The organism is Mesorhizobium sp. M0051 (assembly GCF_040323235.1).
Taxonomy (GTDB): domain Bacteria; phylum Pseudomonadota; class Alphaproteobacteria; order Rhizobiales; family Rhizobiaceae; genus Mesorhizobium.
The window spans coordinates 26,633-45,654 of the sequence record NZ_JAMYUT010000029.1; the positions used below are offsets into that span (position 1 = coordinate 26,633).

Below are 19,022 nucleotides of genomic sequence, written 5' to 3' on the forward strand. Positions count from 1 at the left end.
CACGAAGGGCAGACCAAAAAATCGAAGCGGGAAAACCCGGACCGTCCCTGGTCAGCCCTGCAAGCAAGCTCGCAGGGCAGAAATCGGGCCACGCTGACGATGGTGACGAGAAAAATCGAACACGCAGCCCTCCTTTCAAGACGTTCGAGTGTGCGGACTGACTACACCAAGGGCGTGGCGGATGGCAAGGCTACCGCTTTCACCCGGCGCGGGAACGGATCGAGCACCAGTATGCAGCCGCCGATGATCGCGACAGCGCCGAAGCCCTGGATTACGGTCAGCGACTCCCCAAGCATGCTGGTGCCGACCAGCACCGCGATCACGGTCACGGCGAATTCGACGCTGATCGTCCTGGTCGCGCCGATACTGGCAACCAGCCGAAAATAGACGATGTAGGTCAACGCGCTCATCATGCAGGCGAGGACGGCGAGATAGAGGAAGTCGATGGCGCGCGGCATCGCCGGCACCGGTACGGCGAGAAGCAGTGGCAGCGTCATCAGGCCGCCTAACAGGAAGGCGGCACTGGTGAGTTCCCACGAGCCGGCCGAGCGCAGATGTCGGTTTGCATAATTGCTGCCGAAAGCGGCCGAGAAGGAACTGAACAGCGAGGCGGCGCAGCCGAAAGCGAAGGATGCTGTGATCGGCACCGCGGGAAAACCGACCAGGACGATGATGCCGAAGGCGCCGAGCAGCAGTCCGGCCAGCCCGCGAATGGTGATGCGCTCAAGCCCCCACAGCTGGCCGAGGATCATCGAGAACAGTGGGATCGCGGCAACAAGAATGGCCGCCACCGCCGTGCCGATGCGCGGGGTGGCATAGGATAGGCCGATAAGCTGCGCGGCAACCGTCGTCGCGCCGACAACGGCGAAGCGCCGCCAGCCGGCGCTGAAATCGAGCCGGCGCCGGGTCGCGGCGGCAAGCAGCAGGAGCGTGATGCCGGCGATCAGCGAGCGCAAGGTGACCGCGCCGACCCAGCCGAAGGCGTGCACCACCTTGAGCAGAATAAGGAACGACAAGCCCCAGGTGATGGCCAGGAAGATATAGGCGGCGATGTCCTTGGGTTTCATTCTGCGGGCGGCCGTGGGAGTTTCTTGCGGTTGGGAGCGGAGAAGCTGCCGTGGCCCGTATCGCTTCGACTGGCAACTGACAAGGCTGGGGGCGTGGCCCAGCCAGTCGACAGTGTGACTCCAGGCCCTACCGTCCCGGTCTGCCTGTCTTCCCCGGCCGGCGCTTTTCCCGGCGGGCGTCGCCAGGATCTTCATACGAGCCGATGCCGGCGCGCTCACGCTTGACCGGCTTGTCACCCTCGATCGGCGTCTCGGTTCGCCGCACGGTCATCTCATCGAGTGAGTTCTTCTTGAACAGCGGTTTGACCGGCTCGCCGGGAATGCCGAAATCGCTGCCATGTGCCTCTTCGGCCGACTGTTTCTTGAATAGCGAGCGCGATACCGCACCGGCCGGGGTCGGCATGTCCGTGCCTGGACCCATGTCGTCAATCGAAGGTTTGGCGAATAGCGGCTTCTTCGCCGGCACGGCGCCATCGGCGCCCATCTCGTCAAGCGCCGGCTTGCGGAAGAGGTTGGGGCGGGCAGCCTTGGCCGCCTCTTCGGCGGCACGCACTTCGTCGAGCCTGCGAAAACGCTCCTGTTCCTCGGCCGTGCGATGCTTGGCTACGCCCTTGTTGTGCTTGCCCTTTTCGCGGCCAGAGACCGGGCTTTCCATGTCGGCGTATTTGGCCAGCGGGTCATCGGAGATGGACAGTTCCATCTCACGCAGCCGCTTGATCTCGTCGCGGATGCGGGCCGCCTTCTCGAAGTCGAGATTGGCTGCGGCGTCGCGCATCTGCTTCTCCATCGCGTCGAGATGGGCCTTCAGATTGTTGCCCATCATGGCGCCAGCGCTGTCGGTGAACTGCGAGATGTCGGCGCGGACGTGATCCTTCTCATAGACCGAGTCCAGAATGTCCGAGATGCGCGACTTGACCGATTCCGGAGTGATGCCGTTGGCGGCGTTCCACTCCATCTGCTTCTCGCGGCGGCGGTTGGTCTCGGCCATCGCCCGTTCCATTGAGCCGGTGACCTGGTCGGCATAGAGGATGACCTTGCCGTCGACGTTGCGGGCGGCGCGGCCGATGGTCTGAATGAGCGAGGTCTCGGAACGCAGGAAACCTTCCTTGTCGGCATCGAGAATGGCGACGAAGCCGCATTCGGGAATGTCGAGGCCTTCGCGCAAAAGGTTGATGCCGACCAGCACGTCGAAGGCGCCGAGGCGCAAATCGCGCAGGATCTCGATGCGTTCCAGCGTGTCGATGTCGGAGTGCATGTAGCGGACGCGGATGCCTTGTTCGTGCAGATACTCGGTCAGGTCCTCGGCCATGCGTTTGGTCAGCACCGTCACCAGCGTGCGATAGCCAGCCTTGGTGGTGTCACGGATTTCGCCGACGACATCGTCGACTTGGCTCTTGGCCGGGCGCACCTCGACCGGCGGGTCGATCAGCCCGGTCGGGCGGATGACCTGTTCGGCGAAGACACCGCCGGCCTGTTCCATCTCCCAAGCGCCCGGGGTTGCCGAAACGGCGACGGAGAGCGGGCGCATGGCGTCCCATTCCTCGAAGCGCAAGGGCCGGTTGTCCATGCAGGACGGCAGGCGGAAACCGTACTCGGCCAGCGTCGCCTTGCGTCGGAAGTCGCCGCGATACATGCCGCCGATCTGCGGCACGGTGACGTGGCTTTCGTCGATGAAGACCAGCGCATTGTCGGGAATGTACTCGAACAGCGTCGGCGGCGGATCGCCCGGCTGGCGGCCGGTGAGATAGCGCGAATAGTTCTCGATGCCGGCGCAGGAGCCGGTGGCCTCCAGCATCTCCAGGTCGAAGCGGCAGCGCTGTTCCAGCCGCTGCGCCTCCAGCAGGCGGCCGGCGCGCTCCAGTTCCCCCAGCCTGTGCTTGAGCTCTTCCTTGATCGACTTGATCGCCTGGTTCAGCGTCGGGCGTGGCGTCACATAGTGCGAATTGGCGTAGATCTTGACGCTCTTCAGCTCGCCGGTCTTCTGGCCGGTCAGCGGGTCGAACTCGGTGATCTGCTCGATCTCGTCGCCGAACATCGAAATGCGCCATGCACGATCTTCCAAGTGGGCCGGGAAGATCTCGATCGTGTCACCGCGCACGCGGAACGAGCCGCGAACGAAATTGACATCCTGTCGCTTGTACTGCTGGGCAACGAGATCGGCGAGCAGAGCGCGCTGGTCGAGCCGGTCGCCGATCTGCATCTGAAAGGTCATCGCCGTGTAGGTTTCGACCGAGCCGATACCGTAGATGCAGGACACCGAGGCGACGATGATGACGTCGTCGCGCTCGAGCAGCGAGCGCGTCGCCGAATGGCGCATGCGGTCAATCTGCTCGTTGATCGAGGATTCCTTCTCGATGAAAGTGTCGGTGCGCGGGACGTAGGCTTCCGGCTGGTAATAGTCGTAATAGGAGACGAAATACTCGACGGCGTTTTCGGGGAAGAATTTCTTGAACTCGGAATAAAGCTGGGCTGCCAGCGTCTTGTTCGGCGCCAGGATCAGGGCGGGGCGCTGCGTCTCCTCGATCACCTTGGCCATTGTGAACGTTTTTCCGGAGCCGGTGACGCCGAGCAGCACCTGGGTGCGGTCGTTGTTGGCGACGCCTTCGACCAGATCCTTGATCGCCGTCGGCTGGTCGCCGGCCGGCTCGAAATCCGACACCATCTTGATGGCGATGCCGCCTTCGGACTTTTCCGGGCGGGCAGGGCGGTGCGGCGTCCACAGCACGCCGTCCTTGTGCAGCGGATTGCCGGACTCGATCAGCGCCGACAGCGCGGCGACGGTGGCGGTGACGCTGCCCGAGGCCATCGTCTCGGCGTCTTCCAACGAAATGTCGAGACCGGCGACCGGATTGAGGCCGGCTGCCGTGCGCTCCCTGGCTGATGCCGCGCCACCCATCGAGGTGCCGCGCGCGCTGCGCCCCGGCGAGCTCGAGCGCTCGGGTATCTTCTTCGACTTGGCGCTTTCCCTCCCCCTCGAGGGGAGGGTGGCGGCGGAGCCGCCGGGTGGGGTCGGTTCGACCGGGTTCGACGTCCCGGCGGTGCCTTCTGTGACGACCCCCTCTGTCGTCTTCGGCGACATCTCCCCCTCGAGGGGGGAGATCTGGCGACGTCCTTCCTTTTCGGCTTCCTCCTCGATCTGCTCGGCCCAATCCGCAATTGAACTGGTCAGCGGCGTGCCCGAGAGCTCCGGCTGCGGCATCTCGGCGAAACCGCCTCTGTGCAAGGGCTCCGAGGCGTCGAGGAAATCGGTCAGCGGACTGCGCCGCTTCGGCGAAGCGCGGTCGTCATTCGCCGTCGGCGGCGTTTTCTTATCGGGAGATTTGGCCATGACCCGAATATGGGATTTCCTGGCCAAAATGGAAAGAGTGGGATGAGATGAAGCGCTTCGCCAGATGCGGCTCCTGACAGTAGGCTGTCAGGAGGAAACGGCGGCCGCGTGCCTGTCCGGAAGGATCAGGCGCCGCGCGCGTTATCCGCCGCAACGCGGGTCGGCGATCCGTTCAGGCGCGGCACCACGACGAGGCGGTTGATCTTGCCCTTCTTGTAGGCGGCGAGGAAGCGCGCATAGTCCTTGAAGGCGACGCAACCGCTCGACTGGCCGTAGCGGCCCCGAAGCAGGTAGGTATGGGCCAGAAAGCCGTCGCGATTGTATTTGTTGCGGCCATCGGCCGGTGTCAGGCGCAAGGCCTCCACACCATGAAAGCGCGTCTCGCGCAGCGACAGATTGTAGGTATTGGGCGGTGTCGGTCCGCGGTTCTTCTGGTCGGCATAGCGCGGCTGGTCCGTCATGGCGCCGATGCCCGAATGCGCCTCGAGCCTCGAACCGTCAGGCATATAGACGGTCCCGGCGCTGATGTCGTAGACGGCGACGCCATTGCCGGCTCCGCTCCTGGACCCCGGCGAGTTGAACAGGTTCCTGAAAGCCTTGCCGAGGCCACCCGACGGCGTGTCCGGCTTGGCATAGGCCAGCACACCGCTGCCATCGGCCGGCCGTCCTTGCCGGTCCGGTTTGGCCGGTCGGGCAGTCTGGGCTTGCTGGACGGTTTCGCGAGCCGGCTTCGGTTGCTGATCAGGCTTCGTCTGCTGAACAGGTTTGGACTGCTGTACAATCTTGGGCTGCGGGGTGTCCTTGGGCTGCGGGGCGTCGAACTGCGGGCGACGGGTCGGCAACGGCACGTCGTCGGTGAGCGCGTCCGGCAGCGAGGCGGCGTCGCCTGGTTGGTCCTGCTGGGTTTCGACAGGCGAAACCGCGACGTCGGCCGGGGATTCCTCGATCGGCAGCGGCGAGGCGAACGCCTCGTCGTCGACTGGCAGCGACTGCACGAGGGCCAGCGCCAACTGCGAATTGTCTGGCGTCTGCGTGTCCGACTGGGCAAAGCCCATCGGTTGCGGCGCGGTCTGCACGACGTCCGAGCCGTTATCCAGCCGCGCGAAGCGTTCGGCCGCTGGAGCGGGCATGTCTTCCGAGAGGCTGGCCATAACCTTGACGGATGGCACCAGCGACGCTTCGGCAATTTGCGGCGCGACGGTGGAAATAACAGGGTGCACCGGCGCGTTGGCCACGACCACGGGCTTTCCAGCGCCGGCAAAGGCAGCGGCGAGCTTCATCGGCGAAAGCGATGCTTCGATGCGCTCGAAACGCTCCTGCGACTTCGACTTTGCGGCAGTGGGAACGGGCTTTGCCTGCGCCACGAGGCGCGCGGATTTCTCCGCCCGCGGGCTCAACCGGGCAAGCTTGAAGCAGCTGGCACCGCACTGCACGGCATGGTCGTGAAGGGCTTGCGTGCCGCCATTGGCATTGGCAAGCACGAAGGGTGCTCTCAGAAAATGCTGCTTGAACGGATCGGCCAGGGCGAGCGATCCCGGCATCGACAGGGTCTGCGGGAGGCCACCCGATGTCGCCGAAAGCGAGGCGCCGACGGAACTGAGGCCAGCCATGGTGCCTATCAACCACAGGCCAACGGCAGCACTGGCGCCGGGCACCGCGACCCAGCGGACGATCCGTTCAGGGGTGAAGGAAGAGGCACGTGGCGCGTCACAGGCGTTCTCGCCGTCCCAACGCTCGTCCCCGACAATTTTTTTACTCAACAACGCCATGCAACCAATCTTGCTCCAAGCGGCTCCCACGTCCGCGGCTGTAATAGCCGCGACGACCATTCTGTGAGTGATCCCAGGTGGTCCCCGACGCGTTTGCCGCGTCTGTCATTGGTTGCCGATTGCTTCAAAATATGGACAAAGTTGGTTAATCAATCCCTCTCAAAACCAACGACGAAATGTGGATTTAGGCCAAATAAGGCTTCGTCCACGGCCAGGAAAGTGGTGTTGTCGCCCTTCCGACGCAGTTTTGCTGCCTGCTTTTGATCGCCGAGTCAAGCAAAACAGCCGTTTCTAAATTTTTTCGCGGCGCGGTCAGCGATAAATGGAACGAAGCGGCTGCCGGTGAAAATTGCCCAAATGGGCGCCTGTCTCAGGTAGAACTGTTGCCTGCCTGTCACAATTTCTTCGCCTGGACGGCCGCCTTCAGTGGCACCTCAATTGAACCACAGGGCAAAGGTCAGAAAACCACCGCCGCCGAATTGGCGCTGGATCTGGTCGAAATCGTCGCTGGTCAGGATCCTGCCGCTTTCGAGATAGGGCGCGATTGCCGGGCCGGTGATCGACAGGACCAGGTCGAAGTTTTTGGGCTCGTCGAAGAACCGCTTCATGTTGATGCCCTTATCGACAATGCGGAAATGCGGCAGCAGCACGCGGCCTTCCAGGAGGTCCTCGGCCATGGTCAAGGTGGCGAGCCAGGCCTGGACCTGCTCCTCGCCGACGTCGAGGCCTGTGAGCGGGTTCTCGCCTTTCTGCTGCGGACCCGGCAGCCATTCACGGTCATTGTCGGTCTCGGCGCGGATCGCCTTCCAGTCCTCGCGTGACAGCCGGATCATTTCCAGCAGATGGCGGCGCGCCGCTTGCCGGCGCTCCGGCTCGATCACCGGCCAGTTGACGAGATGCACCAGCGAGATGAAATCAGCGATGCGCCACTCCGAGGAGAAGATGCTGCTGCCCATATCACCGGCCGGCGGTACGAGAATGTCCTGCAACGGCAGCTTGGCGCGCGGGAACAGCATGTGGAACGAGCCGTCAAAAGTGCTCCTGAAATCATGCGCCAGCCAGAAATCGGTCTGCGCCATCAGGAACTCCGCATAGCCCTGCAGCCAGAAACCGTCGGCGCGGTCGAAGCGGAATGTGAGGGTGGGGGCGGCGGCGTCCGACGAGATGCCGCCGTGTGACAGTGAGGTAATGATCGCCGCCATGCTTTCATCAGGTGCGATCGTGCCGTCCTCGTTGAGGTCGATGCCGGTGTGGGTGAGGTCGATTACGATGCCGATATCGGCGTTCGCCGGCACCGCCGCAAACGTTGCGGCGGATTTCTCCAACCGGTCGCGGAAGGCGACCAGGATGGCACGGAATTGTTCATAGGTCAGCGGCTCGGGGTTGGGATTGTCGGGTACCGGCAGCCGCATCAGCGGCAGCATGAAGGATTGCGGGCTCTCGAAGCCATGGCGATGGAGGCCGCTGGCCAGGATTTCCAGCGCGGTGAAGAACTCGCCGGCGCCGGCGGCATAGGCTGATGCCGGGTCTTTTGGCGCGGCGGCCTCCAGCGTCGACAGCGCGCTGTCGCGCCCGGCCACCGTTTTCGCCTCGAACAGAGCGGATGCCGCTTCGGGCATTGCCGCCGATGCGGAAGACAGCGGCAGAATCAGCATGAAAGCGGATGTCAGCAGGCTAGCCAGTCGTGTCATCTTTCCCCCCCAATATTTTGTCGCGCAGAGCAAATATACACCATTTGGAGCGTCGCGCTTCAACCCGTCCCGAGGACGGTCTACACAAGGCAAACAATTGGGCGCCGCGTGTCGAATTATCCGTTTTCCTACAAGCTGTCCTGGCTACCGCGTTTTCTGAAGCCGTCGCTGGCCGGCGACGCGCAAGACTTTGCGCCGATGGCGGGAACGCTGATGGATCCGCCACCAAAGCGGGCGGTGCGGCTGGTCTTCGTCGGCGACATCTCGGCGGTGGCCAACCGCAGCGCGCCGGACTGCGATCCGGAGATCAAGGCGCTGCTCGGCGCGGCCGATCTGGTGATCGGCAATTGCGAAAGCCCTGTTGTGGACAGACTAAGCGCGGTGCTGGGGACGAGGCTTGGTACCCATCATGCGATGAGCGAGCGGTTCCTGGCCGCAGCGCTGGCGGCGGCTGGTATTGCGCGCGAAAAGCTCGTGCTGTCGCTGGCCAACAATCATGTGTTCGACCAGGGCGTCGCCGGTTTCGACGAGACGGTCGGGGCGTTGCAGCGACTTGGGATCCGCACGGTCGGCCTTGCCGCCAATGGCCCGGTGGTGCCTGTCCAGGTCGGACCGCTTGATATCGGCTTCGCCGCCTTCACGCTGTGGCGCAACGCCGATGAAAATCTGTTCGCCGGGCGCGTATCGATGGACAGTGACGAGGTCCGCCGGCGGCGTGACGGTGTCGATCTTCTTTGCGCCGTGCCGCATTGGGACTGGGAGTTCAGGCATTTTCCGCGCGCTGAAACACGAGCGTTGGCCAGGCGGCTGGTCGGGCAAGGCGTCGGGCTGATCGCCGGCCATCACGCCCATGTCGTGCAGCCGGTTGAGCGGATCGACGGGACGATCGTTGCCTATGGGCTTGGCGATTTCCTAGGCACAGCCCTTGCCCGCCAGCCATGGCCCGGTCGCATCGGTGGCATCCTTGTCGTCGATGTCAGTGCCGATGGTGGCTCGCGCGGTGCCGTTGCGTCTTACCGGCTGCATCCCTTCATGCGCCTGCGCGCCGGCGACCATGAGCGGCTGGTACCGGTGGAGGCACTGGTGGGGCAAATGCGCGGCAAGGCCCAGGGTCGGCTGAGAGCGATCTTTCCCGCCTCTTCAAGCGAAGAGGGCGTCGCCGCTTAACCGTCTGGCGGCTCCTGCAAAACCGACTATCATGCGACGGCAGAGGCAGGCTTGCGGGGGCGGCGGTGGAAACAGCGGATTTCATGCCGAACGAGGCGGTGATTGCCGGCATCCGGAAGGATATCGAGGCCTATGAGGCAGCGAGGGCCTCGGCGGTCCGCCAGGTGCGCTGGCGGGCGCCGGTGTTCGTCGGGCTGGTGCTGGTGTTCGTGATGCTGGTCTCCTGGCTGTTCAACAAGGTCGCCGACCCCAACGAGCAATGGTTCTCGACGCCGCATGTGTTTCTCTATGGCACCGGCCTGGTGGCTTCGAGCGTGCTCTACTTCCAGGCCATGAAACCGGCGACGCGGCTGCAGCAATCTTTCCGCGAGACGCTGCTGCCAATCATCTTCGGCTTCATCGCGGATATGCGCTACCAGCACGGCGTGACGCCGAACTCTTTCGACCGGCTGCCGCGCGAGGCGGTCGGCGCCTTCAACAAGCAGTCGTTCGACGATGTCGTTTCGGGCCGTTACGAAGAGTTTCCGTTCGAGCTTTACGAAGCAGAACTGCGAGTAGGGTCGGGCAAGGATTCATCGACAGTCTTCAAGGGTGTCATTGTCGCTTTCGAAGCGATCGAGCCGTTCCCGGGGGTATTGGTGGCGACGCGCCGGACCAATGCGGTCGTCGGCTTCTTCCGCGGCATGTTCGCCGGCAAGATGCAGGATTTGTCGTCCGGTGTGCCCGAACTCGACGCTGCCTATGAATTCCGCACCGACAACGCCGAGCCGGCGCGGCCGCTGGTGACAGGTCGCCTGGCGCAGGCCCTGAAATGGCTTGGCGAAACCTGGCCGGACGACCCGGCCCGCGTCGCGCTCAACGGCAGCGACGGCTTCCTGCTGTTACCGCTGACGAAGAACTTCTTCGAGCTGCCGGTTATTTCGGTGCCGCTCGACTACACCACGCATGTCGCGCCGATGATATCAGACATGGGCGCGATGCTGGCGACGGCGGCGCTGGTGCGAAAGATCGGCGCGAAGGACGAGATCAGTTAATCGGGCCTCGCTGTCAGCAGTCGAAGCCATATTTGTCGCGCATGTAGTCTGCCCCTTCTTTCGACATTTTCTTGAACATCACGCAGACGGTGAAGCTGCCGACCTGATGCCCGTCGCTTGTGTATCCCCAGTCGGAAATTTCGTCCCTGGTGAATTCTATGTTCTGGCCGAGGACGACGTTGCGTACTTCCTCCGGCTGGTTCGCCAAAATGCCGGCAAATCCGGTCTCGGTGCGGCGGAACGGTATGACCCAGAAATGTTCGGTGACATTCCCGTCCCGTACCTTGACCTTCAGTTTGAACCTGTCTGTTCCGGAGGGAGGAGCCTCGGACAGCGCCAGGAATTCATCCAGGCTGGCGAGTGCCTGGGCGATCGCCGCCGCCATGTCGGTATCGCCCGGGGTAAAGATAATCGTCTTGTCGTCGCCTGGGTCCGCGCCTTGTGCACCGGCCGATCCCGTAGCAAGCGCCAGCATCAGGGACATCATGGTCCGGATTGCAAGCTTCATGGAAGGCCCCTCACCGTAGTCGCGGCCACCATGGTGCATTCATTCCGGATTTGCAACCCAAGCGCGAGTTTCAATCGGTTTTTGGCGTAATTGAGCCGACCATAATTCATATCGATTTTCTGGCGGAACGCTCTTCCGACCGACCGCTATGGTTTTTGCCAGGAGGCCGCGCTATCCCTTGGCCAACGGGGGATATCCATGGCTGGGCAACAAAAAGAATTTCGGCTGTCGCGGCGATTGCTACTCGGTGCGGCTGTCGTTGGCGGCGCGGTGCTGTGGGGCGGCAACACCGTGGCACGGCTGGCGCGCGGGCCTTTGGGACCGAAGAACGCAGGCCGCATCGCCGATATCGACGGCATCGCGCTGCCGCTGAAGTCGCTGGAGAATGCGCCGGCCTTTGACGCATCGCTGCCCTGGTCGGCAAAGGGCGGCGACATCAACGATGCCAGCGGCCTGTCGCAGACGCCGGTCTATGGCGTGGTGGAAGTCAGTGAGGAAGAGCACATCGCCAAGGCGCTGGCCTTCGCGCGCGCCAATGGCTTGAAGGTCTCGCTGGCGGCCATCCGCCATTCGATGGGCGGGCATGCCTTCGACGACAATGCGCTGGTACTCGACCTCAGAAAATTCAACAAGGTGACCGTCGACGCCGTGGCGGAGACCATGACGCTGCAGCCGGGTGCGCGCTGGCACGACATCCAGAACCTCTTGCATCCGCGTTTCGCGGTGAAGGCGATGCAGTCGACCGACATCTTTTCGGTTGGCGGCTCGCTGTCGGTCAATGCGCACGGCATGGACCATCAGGCGGGTTCGGTGGCAAGCTCGATCCGCTCGATGCGTGTGATGCTGTCCGACGGTTCGGTGACGACCTGTTCGCCCAGCGAGAATATCGATTTGTTCCGCCACGTCGTCGGCGGCTACGGCCTGTTCGGCGTTGTGCTGGAGGCGACTCTCGATATCGTCGACAACGCCGTCTACCGGACCTCTCGCGAAATCATCAAATCCGACGATTTCCCGAAATTCTTCGCCGAGGTGCTGGAGCCGAACAGGACGATCGGTCTGTTTTACGGCCATCTGTCGACGGCGCCGGGCAATTTCCTCGAGGACATGATCGTCTACCGCTATGACAAGGTGGCCGACCAGCCGCCGGCGGACCAGCCTGGTATCGGCGAGCCGGGTTCGGTCGGGCTGAAGCGCGTGATCATCAACATGGCGAAATGGGGCAGCCTGTTCCAGGAGCTGAAGTGGTTCACCGAAAAGACGCTGGAGCCGAAATTCGAAAGCTGCACGGTGGCGCGCACCTCGGCCATGGCCGAAGGCGAGGCCTGCCTCGTCACCCGCAACAACCCGATGCACGATTCGGTGCCTTATCTGTTCAACGACCTGACTGACGAGACCGACATTCTGCACGAATATTTTATTCCACGCGCCGCGTATAATCCATTCATCACGGAAGCCCGCGAGATCTTGCGCAATCAGTCGCTGCCGGTGCTCAACGCCTCGGTGCGCATCGTCCACAAGGAGGATGTCGCGCTGACCTACGCGCCGGAGCCTGCCTATTCGCTGGTGCTCTACATCAACCAGCCGACCGATGCCGACGGCAATGCCAGGATGCGGACGCTGACCCGGGCGCTGATCGACGTGACGATCAAGCATGGCGGCCGGTTCTTCCTGCCCTACCAGCTGCATTACACGTCCAAGGAGTTGCTGGCCTCCTATCCCGAACTGCCGGCCTTCCTGGCGACAAAGCGGCAATATGACCCGACGGAACTGTTTTCCTCGACCTTCTACCGTGCCATCAAGGCGCTGAGCGGGGTGGCATAAAAAGCAGGAGAACAACCCATGCGGATGGTATCGGCGGCGGCACTCACCCTCATTGCGCTGTGCGCTGGACCGGTCCAGGCCGAGGATATCAAGGCTTTCAAGCTGACCATCGACGGCGTGACCGTCGATATCGATCCCGGCGAGAGCACAAGCATGACGCTGCCCGGCGGCAGAAAGAGCAAGGTGACGCTCGAGCGCAACGACTTCGCCACCTTTGCCGGCAGCGATTTCTCGTTTGTCCATCCGAGCGACATCTCGGTGACCAAGTCCGACCTGGGTGAGAATATCACGCAGTATCTGATGGCGTCGGCGCTGGGTACCATCGTCATCGTCCAGGAGTATGGCAAGATGAATCCGGTGTCGCTCAACCAGCTGATGCTGCAGGAGATGACCAAGGACTCGGTGCAGGCCGGCGCCACGCTGACGCAGGAGCCGACGACGCGCAAACTTGCCGACGGCAAGGAATTAACTGGTATAAAGGCCGTCGTGAAGACACGCAGTGACACGGCCGATTTCGAGATCGTCGGCTACGGCGTTGCCGAACAGGGGCTGTTGTTCATCACCCGCATTGCCGGCGAGGACGTGGCGACCGAAAAGCCGCTGATCGACAAGTTCTGGCAGAGCCTGAAGGTCAAGCTGTAGGAGATCAGGGTCGTGTCCCAGTTTGGATTTCGGCTGGGGGTCCACTCTTTTGCGTAACGGCGGCCCCAGTTATTCTGAAGACCCTGAATTGGAGGTCTTACAGCATGGCGAAGCTCATTTTCAGAATGAACCAGTCCCTCGACGGCTATGTCGACCACCAGAAAATGCCGTCAGGGCCCACGATCTTTCGTCACTGGATAGAGCAAGTGCGCAACCTGAGCGGCAGCGTGTACGGTCGCGGCATGTACGAGGTGATGCGCTATTGGGACGAAGACAGTCCAGAGTGGAGCGCGGAGGCGCGTGAATTCGCGGCCGCGTGGCGGAGCCAACCGAAATGGGTTGTGTCGCGCACGCTGAAGTCGGTCGGCCCCAACGCCACCCTTGTCGCGGACGACGTCGAGGCAGTGATACGTGGGCTTAAGGCCCAACTCGTTGGGGAGATTTCAGTTTCTGGACCAAACCTGGCACGAAGCCTGACCGACCTTGGTCTTATCGATGCGTACCAACTCTACCTCCATCCGTTCGTGCTTGGTCATGGTAAGCCATTCTTCGCCGGCCCCCGGCCGCCGCTTCGCTTTGTGGCCAGCGACCTGATTGGCGATGACGTGATCAGGTTGACCTATGTGCCTGCCTAATCACGGACACCCGGTGCGACGATAGGATGCCGCATGTTGCGGTCGTCAAACCGAGACGCTTGCGGGATTACAGGCCCTTCGGCACAAGTCCGGCCAGCCAGTTCACAGAGCGTTTCGCGGCGTCGGCGGTCGCCGAGGCGGCGCGGCCGAGATCGGTCTTGACCAAGGCATAACCGTTTTTCGTGCGATAGAGCACGCCGGTTCCGCCATCGACCACTTGTTCATAGGCGACGGGCCGGGCGGCGTCCGCTTCCATGGCCGTCGTCGGCGAACCGACCGAGACGCTCGGCCGATGGCTCAGTTCAGGCGGCAACGGGCTTTCGGTTCTGACAACGCGGCTGGCGGGCTTCAGTTCAGGGCGCGACGCGGTCGCGGCCAGCTGCGAAGAGGACGACGAGCCCTTGGTGCGGCAGATGCCGGAGACGAGCGGATAGTTGAAATTGCGCTCGTGCAGCATCTGGCTTCTCATCGCCGCTTCGCACTCGGCGACGGTCGACCACTTGGCCGGCGTCTCGCCGATATATTCGCAAAGCTTGGCGTCGCAGTCGCAGCCGACGATGGTCATGGCGACAAGGGCGGTCTTGATCACGGTCTCGTCCCTTCGAGATGGCTCCCCGGCAGCTCATTCAGGTGCATGCAACATTCCATCGCGCGTGAACAAGGCGGGATTTGGCCGCGATTGTGGAATGAGCGTGGCGGGGCGCTCGCGATAGCCGATCCTTGCGGAACGTGGCCGGATCGTCTCAGTAGTCATAGACATGTTCGAGCCTAGCGCCCGACTTGATCAGCGCCGGCAGCACGAGATGCAGCTTGCGTACGGCGACGATCATGCCGGTGCGGCGCGTTGCTGGATCTGCCGGCAGAGGATAGCTGAACAGGATGCGCATGCCTTCGGGGATGGCGATCGAGTCGGTGGAGAGCATGGTGACCATGATCTCGTCGTTGCCGCCGATCTCAACGAACGACACGCCCTTGTCGATCAGGCGCGGAATCATTTCGGTGAACACCTCGTGATCGAATTCATCCGCTACCGCTTCCAGGACGTCAGGATCACCGTCGATGACAGCGCCCCGGTCGAGGCGCGCATGGCGCTAGTGGCGGTGGCCAATGGCAAATTCTTCGGCGGCGGCATGATGATCGCCCCAGATGCCGATTTGACCGACGGGCAGTTCGACATCGTTATCTTGCGGGCCGCCGGCAAGCTGAAGCTGATCTGGGATATCCGCCTGCTCTATGGCGGCCGGCACCGCAATCATCCAGCGATCACCATCCTGCGCGGCAGGAAAGTGGTGGTCGAGCCGCTCGGCGATGTGGAGAAGAACGGTGCGCTGGTCGATATAGACGGCGAGTCGCCCGGACGCATACCCGCGACCTTCGAGATCTTGCCCGGCGCGCTGACGCTCAGATACTGAATCAAGTCGTTAACGGGTTGATTCAGATGGATTCGCCCGCCCATACAACATATTGAAATCGCTTGGTTTTCTGCATGGAGTCAGATCGCTAGTTTGGCCGGAAAGCCAGGGGCACGCAGGTCGGTGCCGACGGCATCTTCCAGCAACTTGACGATCTGGGTCGACCAGGCGCTGCCGCCATAGGCAGCCTTGCCCTGTTCGAAAATCGTATTGACGCGCGTGGCGAGGTCGAGTGGCACGCCTGACTGTTCGCCCATGGCGAGAGCGAAGCCAAGGTCCTTCAGCGCCAGATCCATGGTGAAGCCGATGTCGTAGGAGCCGTTGAGAATGAGCTGGCTTTCGGTCTCGTGGACGAAGCTGCTGCCTGAGGAGGCCACGATGGCGTGGTAGGATTGGGCGAGGTCGAGACCGCCTTGTTTGGCCAGCATCAGCGCTTCGCCGGCGGCGACAAGGTGGATGAAGGCGAGCATGTTGGTGATGACCTTGATCACCGCCGCCGACCCGATTGGTCCCATCAGGAAGGACTTCGCGCACATCGCTTCGATCGCCGGGCGATGACGCTCGTGGAGCGCCGCATCGCCGCCGACCAGCGCGGTGATCTTTCCGGCCGCCGCCAGGTGCACGCCGCCGGTGACCGGGCATTCCAGCGTCTCGACGCCATTGGCCGAAGCGAGGGCAGCGAGGCGAAGAATCTCGTCGCGGCCATTGGTGGACATCTCGATCCAGGTGCCACCCTTCGGCAGGCCTTCGAGCAATCCACCGGGGCCGGCCAGCACCGCTTCGCTGACCTTCGGCGACGGCAGGCACGTGATCGCGTTGCCGGCCCGTGCGGCGGCGTCGGCGGGGCTGTTCGCAGCGGAGGCGCCGAGTGCAACGAGGCACTCGACAGCGGCGGGATCACGGTCGAAGACGGTCACGGAAAAGCCGTTGCGGATCAGGCTGGCGGCAAGGTTGCCGCCGAGATGGCCAAGGCCGATGAAGGCGTAGCTTTCGCTCATGGCATCAGCGGCGTCTGCATCATCTGCAGATGCAGTTCCTTGCCCGTGTAGGGATGCGCGTCGCAGACCGCCTCGTCGAGTTCGACGCCGAGGCCGGGCTCCTTCGACGGGATGACGTTGCCGTCCTGCCACTCGATCTTCTTCTTCAGCAGCGTGGCGTGAAACCCGTCCCACTGCTTCAGCGATTCGAGGATGAGGAAATTGGGCAGCGTCACCGCCAACTGGATGTTGGCGGCACCGACGATCGGTCCGCAGTAGCAATGCGGGGCGATCTGGATGTGGTAGGCCTCCGCCATGGCGGCGATCTTCTTGGTTTCCAGGATGCCGCCCGAGCGGCCGAGGTCCGGCTGCAGGATGGTCGCGGCGCGGTTCTCGATGACGCGAGCGAACTCGAATTTAGTCGTCAGCCGTTCGCCGGTGGCGATCGGGATCGAGGTCGCGCGGGCCACTTGGGCCATGACCTCTGGCATGTCAGGCGGCACCGGCTCTTCGAACCAAAGCGGATCATAAGGCTCGATGGCGCGCGCCATGCGTAGCGCGCCGGAGGCGGTGAACTGGCCGTGTGTGCCGAACAATATGTCGGCGCGCGTGCCGACCGCCTCGCGGATCGCCTTGACCATACGGGTGGACAGGTCGATGTCGACAAGCCGCGGCTGGTGGCCGTCAAAGGCGGTGTAGGGGCCGGCTGGATCGAGCTTGACGGCGTTGAACCCCTGCTCGACATATTCGAGCGCGCAGGCGGCGGCGAGATCGGGATCGTTGTAGACGTTCTTGCCGTGCGCGTCCTCGGAATGGACGCTGCCGGTGTGCGGGTAGAGATAGGTGTAGGAGCGCAGCGTCTCGTGCACCTGGCCACCGAGCAGTTTGTAGACCGGCTTGTCGGCCTCCTTGCCGATAATGTCCCAGCAGGCCATCTCCAGCGCCGAGAAGCAACCCATGCCGGACACATCGGGACGCTGGGTGAAACCCGAGGAATAGGCGCGGCGGAAGAAGTTCTCGATGTCGTGCGGATCGCGGCCGACGAGATAGCGCTCGGCCATGTCCTCGACCATCCTCGCCGTGACATGGGCCGAGAAGGTGGCGTTGTAGGCCTCGCCATAGCCGACCACGCCGCCGTCTGTGGTGAGCTTGACGAAGATGAAATACTTGCCGCCGATGCCGGGCGGCGGGTTGCCGACAACCCAGGTCTTGACGTCGGTGATCTTCATCTTTGGTCCTCCAGAACCAACTCGGCGCCCTTCCAACCGGTCATGATCGAGGCGGCGTTGGTGTTGCCGGTGATGTTGTCGGGAAAGATCGAGGCATCGATGACGCGCAAGCCTTCGACGCCGTGCACCTTGAGACGCGGATCGACGACGGCGCGCGCGCGATCCGGCCCCATGCGGCAGGTCGACACCGGGTGATAGACGGTCCCCGAGCGCTTTCGGAAATCCTGTATCAGATCGGCGTCGGAAGTGATCGACGGACCGGGCAGGACCTCTTCCTCGATGATCTCGGCCATGGCGGGCATCGAGGCGATCTTGCGCACGAATTTCACCGCTGCCAGCATCTCCTGGACATCGGCATTGGTGGAATAGGCATTGGCGACAATTTTGGGGTAGTCGCGCGGGTTGCTGGAGCGGATCATGATCTCGCCACGGCTCGACGGGCGGCAATTGGACAGGCCGATGGAAAAGCCCGGCCATGGATCCGGCGTCAGGATCGGGCGCTCTCCGCTCTTGGGAATGACGGTCGAGAAGGCCTGGAAATAGAGCTGCATGTTGGGCCGGCTGGCCGCCGGGTCGGTGCGGAAGAAGCCGCCGGCATTGTTCATCGACAGCGACAGCGGGCCCGAACGCGTCAGGATGTATTGCATGCCGACCAAGAGCTTGCCCCACCACGGACGCAGGATCTGATTGAGCGTCGGCAGCCGGCCCTTGAAGGTATAGTTGATGCCGACATGATCCTGCAGATGCGCACCGACATTTTCGTTGGCGTGAACGACGGGAATGCCCAGCCCCCCAAGCAGAGCGGACGGGCCGACGCCGGACAGCTGCAGCAATTGCGGCGAGTTGACCGAACCGCCCGACAATATGACCTCGCGGCCGGCACGCGCCGTCTTCGTCTCGCCGTTCTGCAGATATTCGACGCCAACGGCGCGCTTGCCCTCGAACAGGACCCTGGTCGCCAGCGCGTTCATCTCGACGCGGACATTGGCGCGTCTCATTGCCGGACGCAGGAAGGCGCGCGCCGCCGACATGCGGCGGCCGTTGCGGGTCGAGATCTGGTAGACGCCGACGCCTTCCTGGACGGCACCGTTGAAATCCGGGTTGAGCGCCAGGCCGGCCTGCTGGCCGGCAGCGAGATAGCGCCTGGTCAGCGGGTGGACGGCGTCGGCACAGTCGGTGATGTGCAGCGGTCCGCCGATGCCGCGCCATTGGTCGGCGCCGGCCTGGTTGTCCTCGAGCGCCTTGAAGGCGGGCAACAGGTCGTCATAACCCCAGCCGGGATTGCCGGCGTCGCGCCAGGCGTCGAAATCCTCGCGCGCGCCCCTGATCCAGACCATGGCGTTGATCGAGCTCGAACCGCCGAGCAGCTTGCCGCGCGGCCAGTGGTCGGCATTGCCGGCAAGGCCCGGGTCCGGCTCGGCCTTATAGTTCCAGTTGACATCAGGATCGAAGAAGGTCTTGCCGTAGCCGAGCGGCATCTGCACGTAGAAGCGGCGGTCGGTGCCGCCGGCCTCCAGCACCAGCACCGAAAAGCGCCCGGAGGCCGAGAGTTTGTCGGCCAGGACCGAGCCGGCCGAGCCGGAGCCGACGATAATGAAATCATAGGTCTGCATGATGGTCTGCACGATTGGTTTGGGCGGCGCCGGAAATCTGGCGCAGCCTAGACGCCATGGGTTCACCGCGTAGCCGTGCCTTCCGGCATCAGTTGTGAAAAAAGCGACCGTCGAAATGGTCGGGTTCGA

The 19,022-nt window shown here is 63.2% G+C and carries 15 protein-coding genes and 1 pseudogene; 6 read left to right on the plus strand and 10 right to left on the minus strand.

Features of this window, described 5'->3' with window-relative positions:
- Positions 1-161 precede the first annotated feature (161 nt).
- The 4 genes from NKJ90_RS25565 to NKJ90_RS25580 all read right to left on the minus strand — a co-directional run bounded on the left by NKJ90_RS25565 (position 162) and on the right by NKJ90_RS25580 (position 7,855).
- Entirely contained in the window at positions 162-1,067 is a 906-nt protein-coding gene (locus tag NKJ90_RS25565; protein ID WP_352487116.1) for a DMT family transporter, read from the minus strand.
- 127 nt (positions 1,068-1,194) lie between these two features.
- Entirely contained in the window at positions 1,195-4,395 is a 3,201-nt protein-coding gene (uvrB, locus tag NKJ90_RS25570) for an excinuclease ABC subunit UvrB (protein ID WP_023761240.1), read from the minus strand.
- A 125-nt stretch (positions 4,396-4,520) separates the two neighbouring features.
- Positions 4,521-6,164 carry a DUF2778 domain-containing protein gene (locus NKJ90_RS25575; RefSeq protein ID WP_352487117.1) on the minus strand — a complete coding sequence of 548 codons (1,644 nt, stop codon included), beginning with the start codon at positions 6,162-6,164 and terminating at the stop codon, positions 4,521-4,523.
- Between the two features lie 434 nt (positions 6,165-6,598).
- A complete protein-coding gene (locus NKJ90_RS25580; protein ID WP_023761242.1) occupies positions 6,599-7,855 on the minus strand; it encodes a hypothetical protein in 1,257 nt (418 codons plus the stop codon).
- Positions 7,856-7,963: 108 nt separating this feature from the next.
- On the opposite strand from NKJ90_RS25580, the gene NKJ90_RS25585 reads away from it, so the two are divergent.
- Together NKJ90_RS25585 and NKJ90_RS25590 are read left to right on the plus strand one after the other, a co-directional pair.
- Positions 7,964-9,022 (plus strand): CapA family protein, encoded by a 1,059-nt coding sequence (locus NKJ90_RS25585; RefSeq protein ID WP_023761243.1) that lies wholly within the window; start codon positions 7,964-7,966, stop codon positions 9,020-9,022.
- Between the two features lie 65 nt (positions 9,023-9,087).
- On the plus strand, positions 9,088-10,056 hold the full coding sequence (locus NKJ90_RS25590; RefSeq protein WP_023761244.1) for a DUF3137 domain-containing protein: 969 nt from the start codon (positions 9,088-9,090) through the stop codon (positions 10,054-10,056).
- Positions 10,057-10,069: 13 nt separating this feature from the next.
- Here the strand turns inward: NKJ90_RS25590 and NKJ90_RS25595 are convergent, their stop codons facing one another.
- Positions 10,070-10,564 carry a DUF2314 domain-containing protein gene (locus tag NKJ90_RS25595; RefSeq protein ID WP_031260738.1) on the minus strand — a complete coding sequence of 165 codons (495 nt, stop codon included), beginning with the start codon at positions 10,562-10,564 and terminating at the stop codon, positions 10,070-10,072.
- A gap of 198 nt (positions 10,565-10,762) precedes the next feature.
- Between NKJ90_RS25595 and NKJ90_RS25600 the strand changes: the two genes are divergently transcribed.
- The 3 genes from NKJ90_RS25600 to NKJ90_RS25610 all read left to right on the plus strand — a co-directional run bounded on the left by NKJ90_RS25600 (position 10,763) and on the right by NKJ90_RS25610 (position 13,662).
- Complete coding sequence (locus NKJ90_RS25600) at positions 10,763-12,385, plus strand: FAD-binding oxidoreductase (protein ID WP_031260739.1); 1,623 nt, start codon at positions 10,763-10,765, stop codon at positions 12,383-12,385.
- An 18-nt stretch (positions 12,386-12,403) separates the two neighbouring features.
- On the plus strand, positions 12,404-13,027 hold the full coding sequence (locus NKJ90_RS25605) for a hypothetical protein (protein ID WP_031260740.1): 624 nt from the start codon (positions 12,404-12,406) through the stop codon (positions 13,025-13,027).
- Positions 13,028-13,131: 104 nt separating this feature from the next.
- Complete coding sequence (locus NKJ90_RS25610) at positions 13,132-13,662, plus strand: dihydrofolate reductase family protein (RefSeq protein ID WP_023761248.1); 531 nt, start codon at positions 13,132-13,134, stop codon at positions 13,660-13,662.
- A gap of 67 nt (positions 13,663-13,729) precedes the next feature.
- On the opposite strand, the gene NKJ90_RS25615 is transcribed toward NKJ90_RS25610, so the two are convergent.
- Positions 13,730-14,251: a hypothetical protein gene (locus NKJ90_RS25615; protein ID WP_023761249.1), complete on the minus strand. Its 522-nt coding sequence runs from the start codon at positions 14,249-14,251 to the stop codon at positions 13,730-13,732.
- A gap of 154 nt (positions 14,252-14,405) precedes the next feature.
- A complete protein-coding gene (locus tag NKJ90_RS33610; RefSeq protein ID WP_502904948.1) occupies positions 14,406-14,657 on the minus strand; it encodes a hypothetical protein in 252 nt (83 codons plus the stop codon).
- 15 nt (positions 14,658-14,672) lie between these two features.
- Here NKJ90_RS33610 and NKJ90_RS25620 point away from each other — a divergent pair.
- Positions 14,673-15,074, plus strand: a pseudogene (locus tag NKJ90_RS25620) (diacylglycerol kinase family lipid kinase); the annotation flags it as partial.
- An 80-nt stretch (positions 15,075-15,154) separates the two neighbouring features.
- Here NKJ90_RS25620 and NKJ90_RS25625 read toward each other — a convergent pair.
- Genes NKJ90_RS25625 through NKJ90_RS25635 form a run of 3 tightly spaced genes read right to left on the minus strand, consistent with a single transcriptional unit; the run spans position 15,155 to position 18,893 of the window.
- Entirely contained in the window at positions 15,155-16,072 is a 918-nt protein-coding gene (locus NKJ90_RS25625; protein ID WP_023761253.1) for an NAD(P)-dependent oxidoreductase, read from the minus strand.
- Complete coding sequence (locus tag NKJ90_RS25630) at positions 16,069-17,280, minus strand: mandelate racemase/muconate lactonizing enzyme family protein (protein ID WP_023761254.1); 1,212 nt, start codon at positions 17,278-17,280, stop codon at positions 16,069-16,071. The genes NKJ90_RS25625 and NKJ90_RS25630 overlap by 4 nt, the downstream gene beginning before the upstream one ends.
- Positions 17,277-18,893: a GMC family oxidoreductase gene (locus NKJ90_RS25635; protein ID WP_031260742.1), complete on the minus strand. Its 1,617-nt coding sequence runs from the start codon at positions 18,891-18,893 to the stop codon at positions 17,277-17,279. The genes NKJ90_RS25630 and NKJ90_RS25635 overlap by 4 nt, the downstream gene beginning before the upstream one ends.
- Positions 18,894-19,022 lie beyond the last annotated feature (129 nt).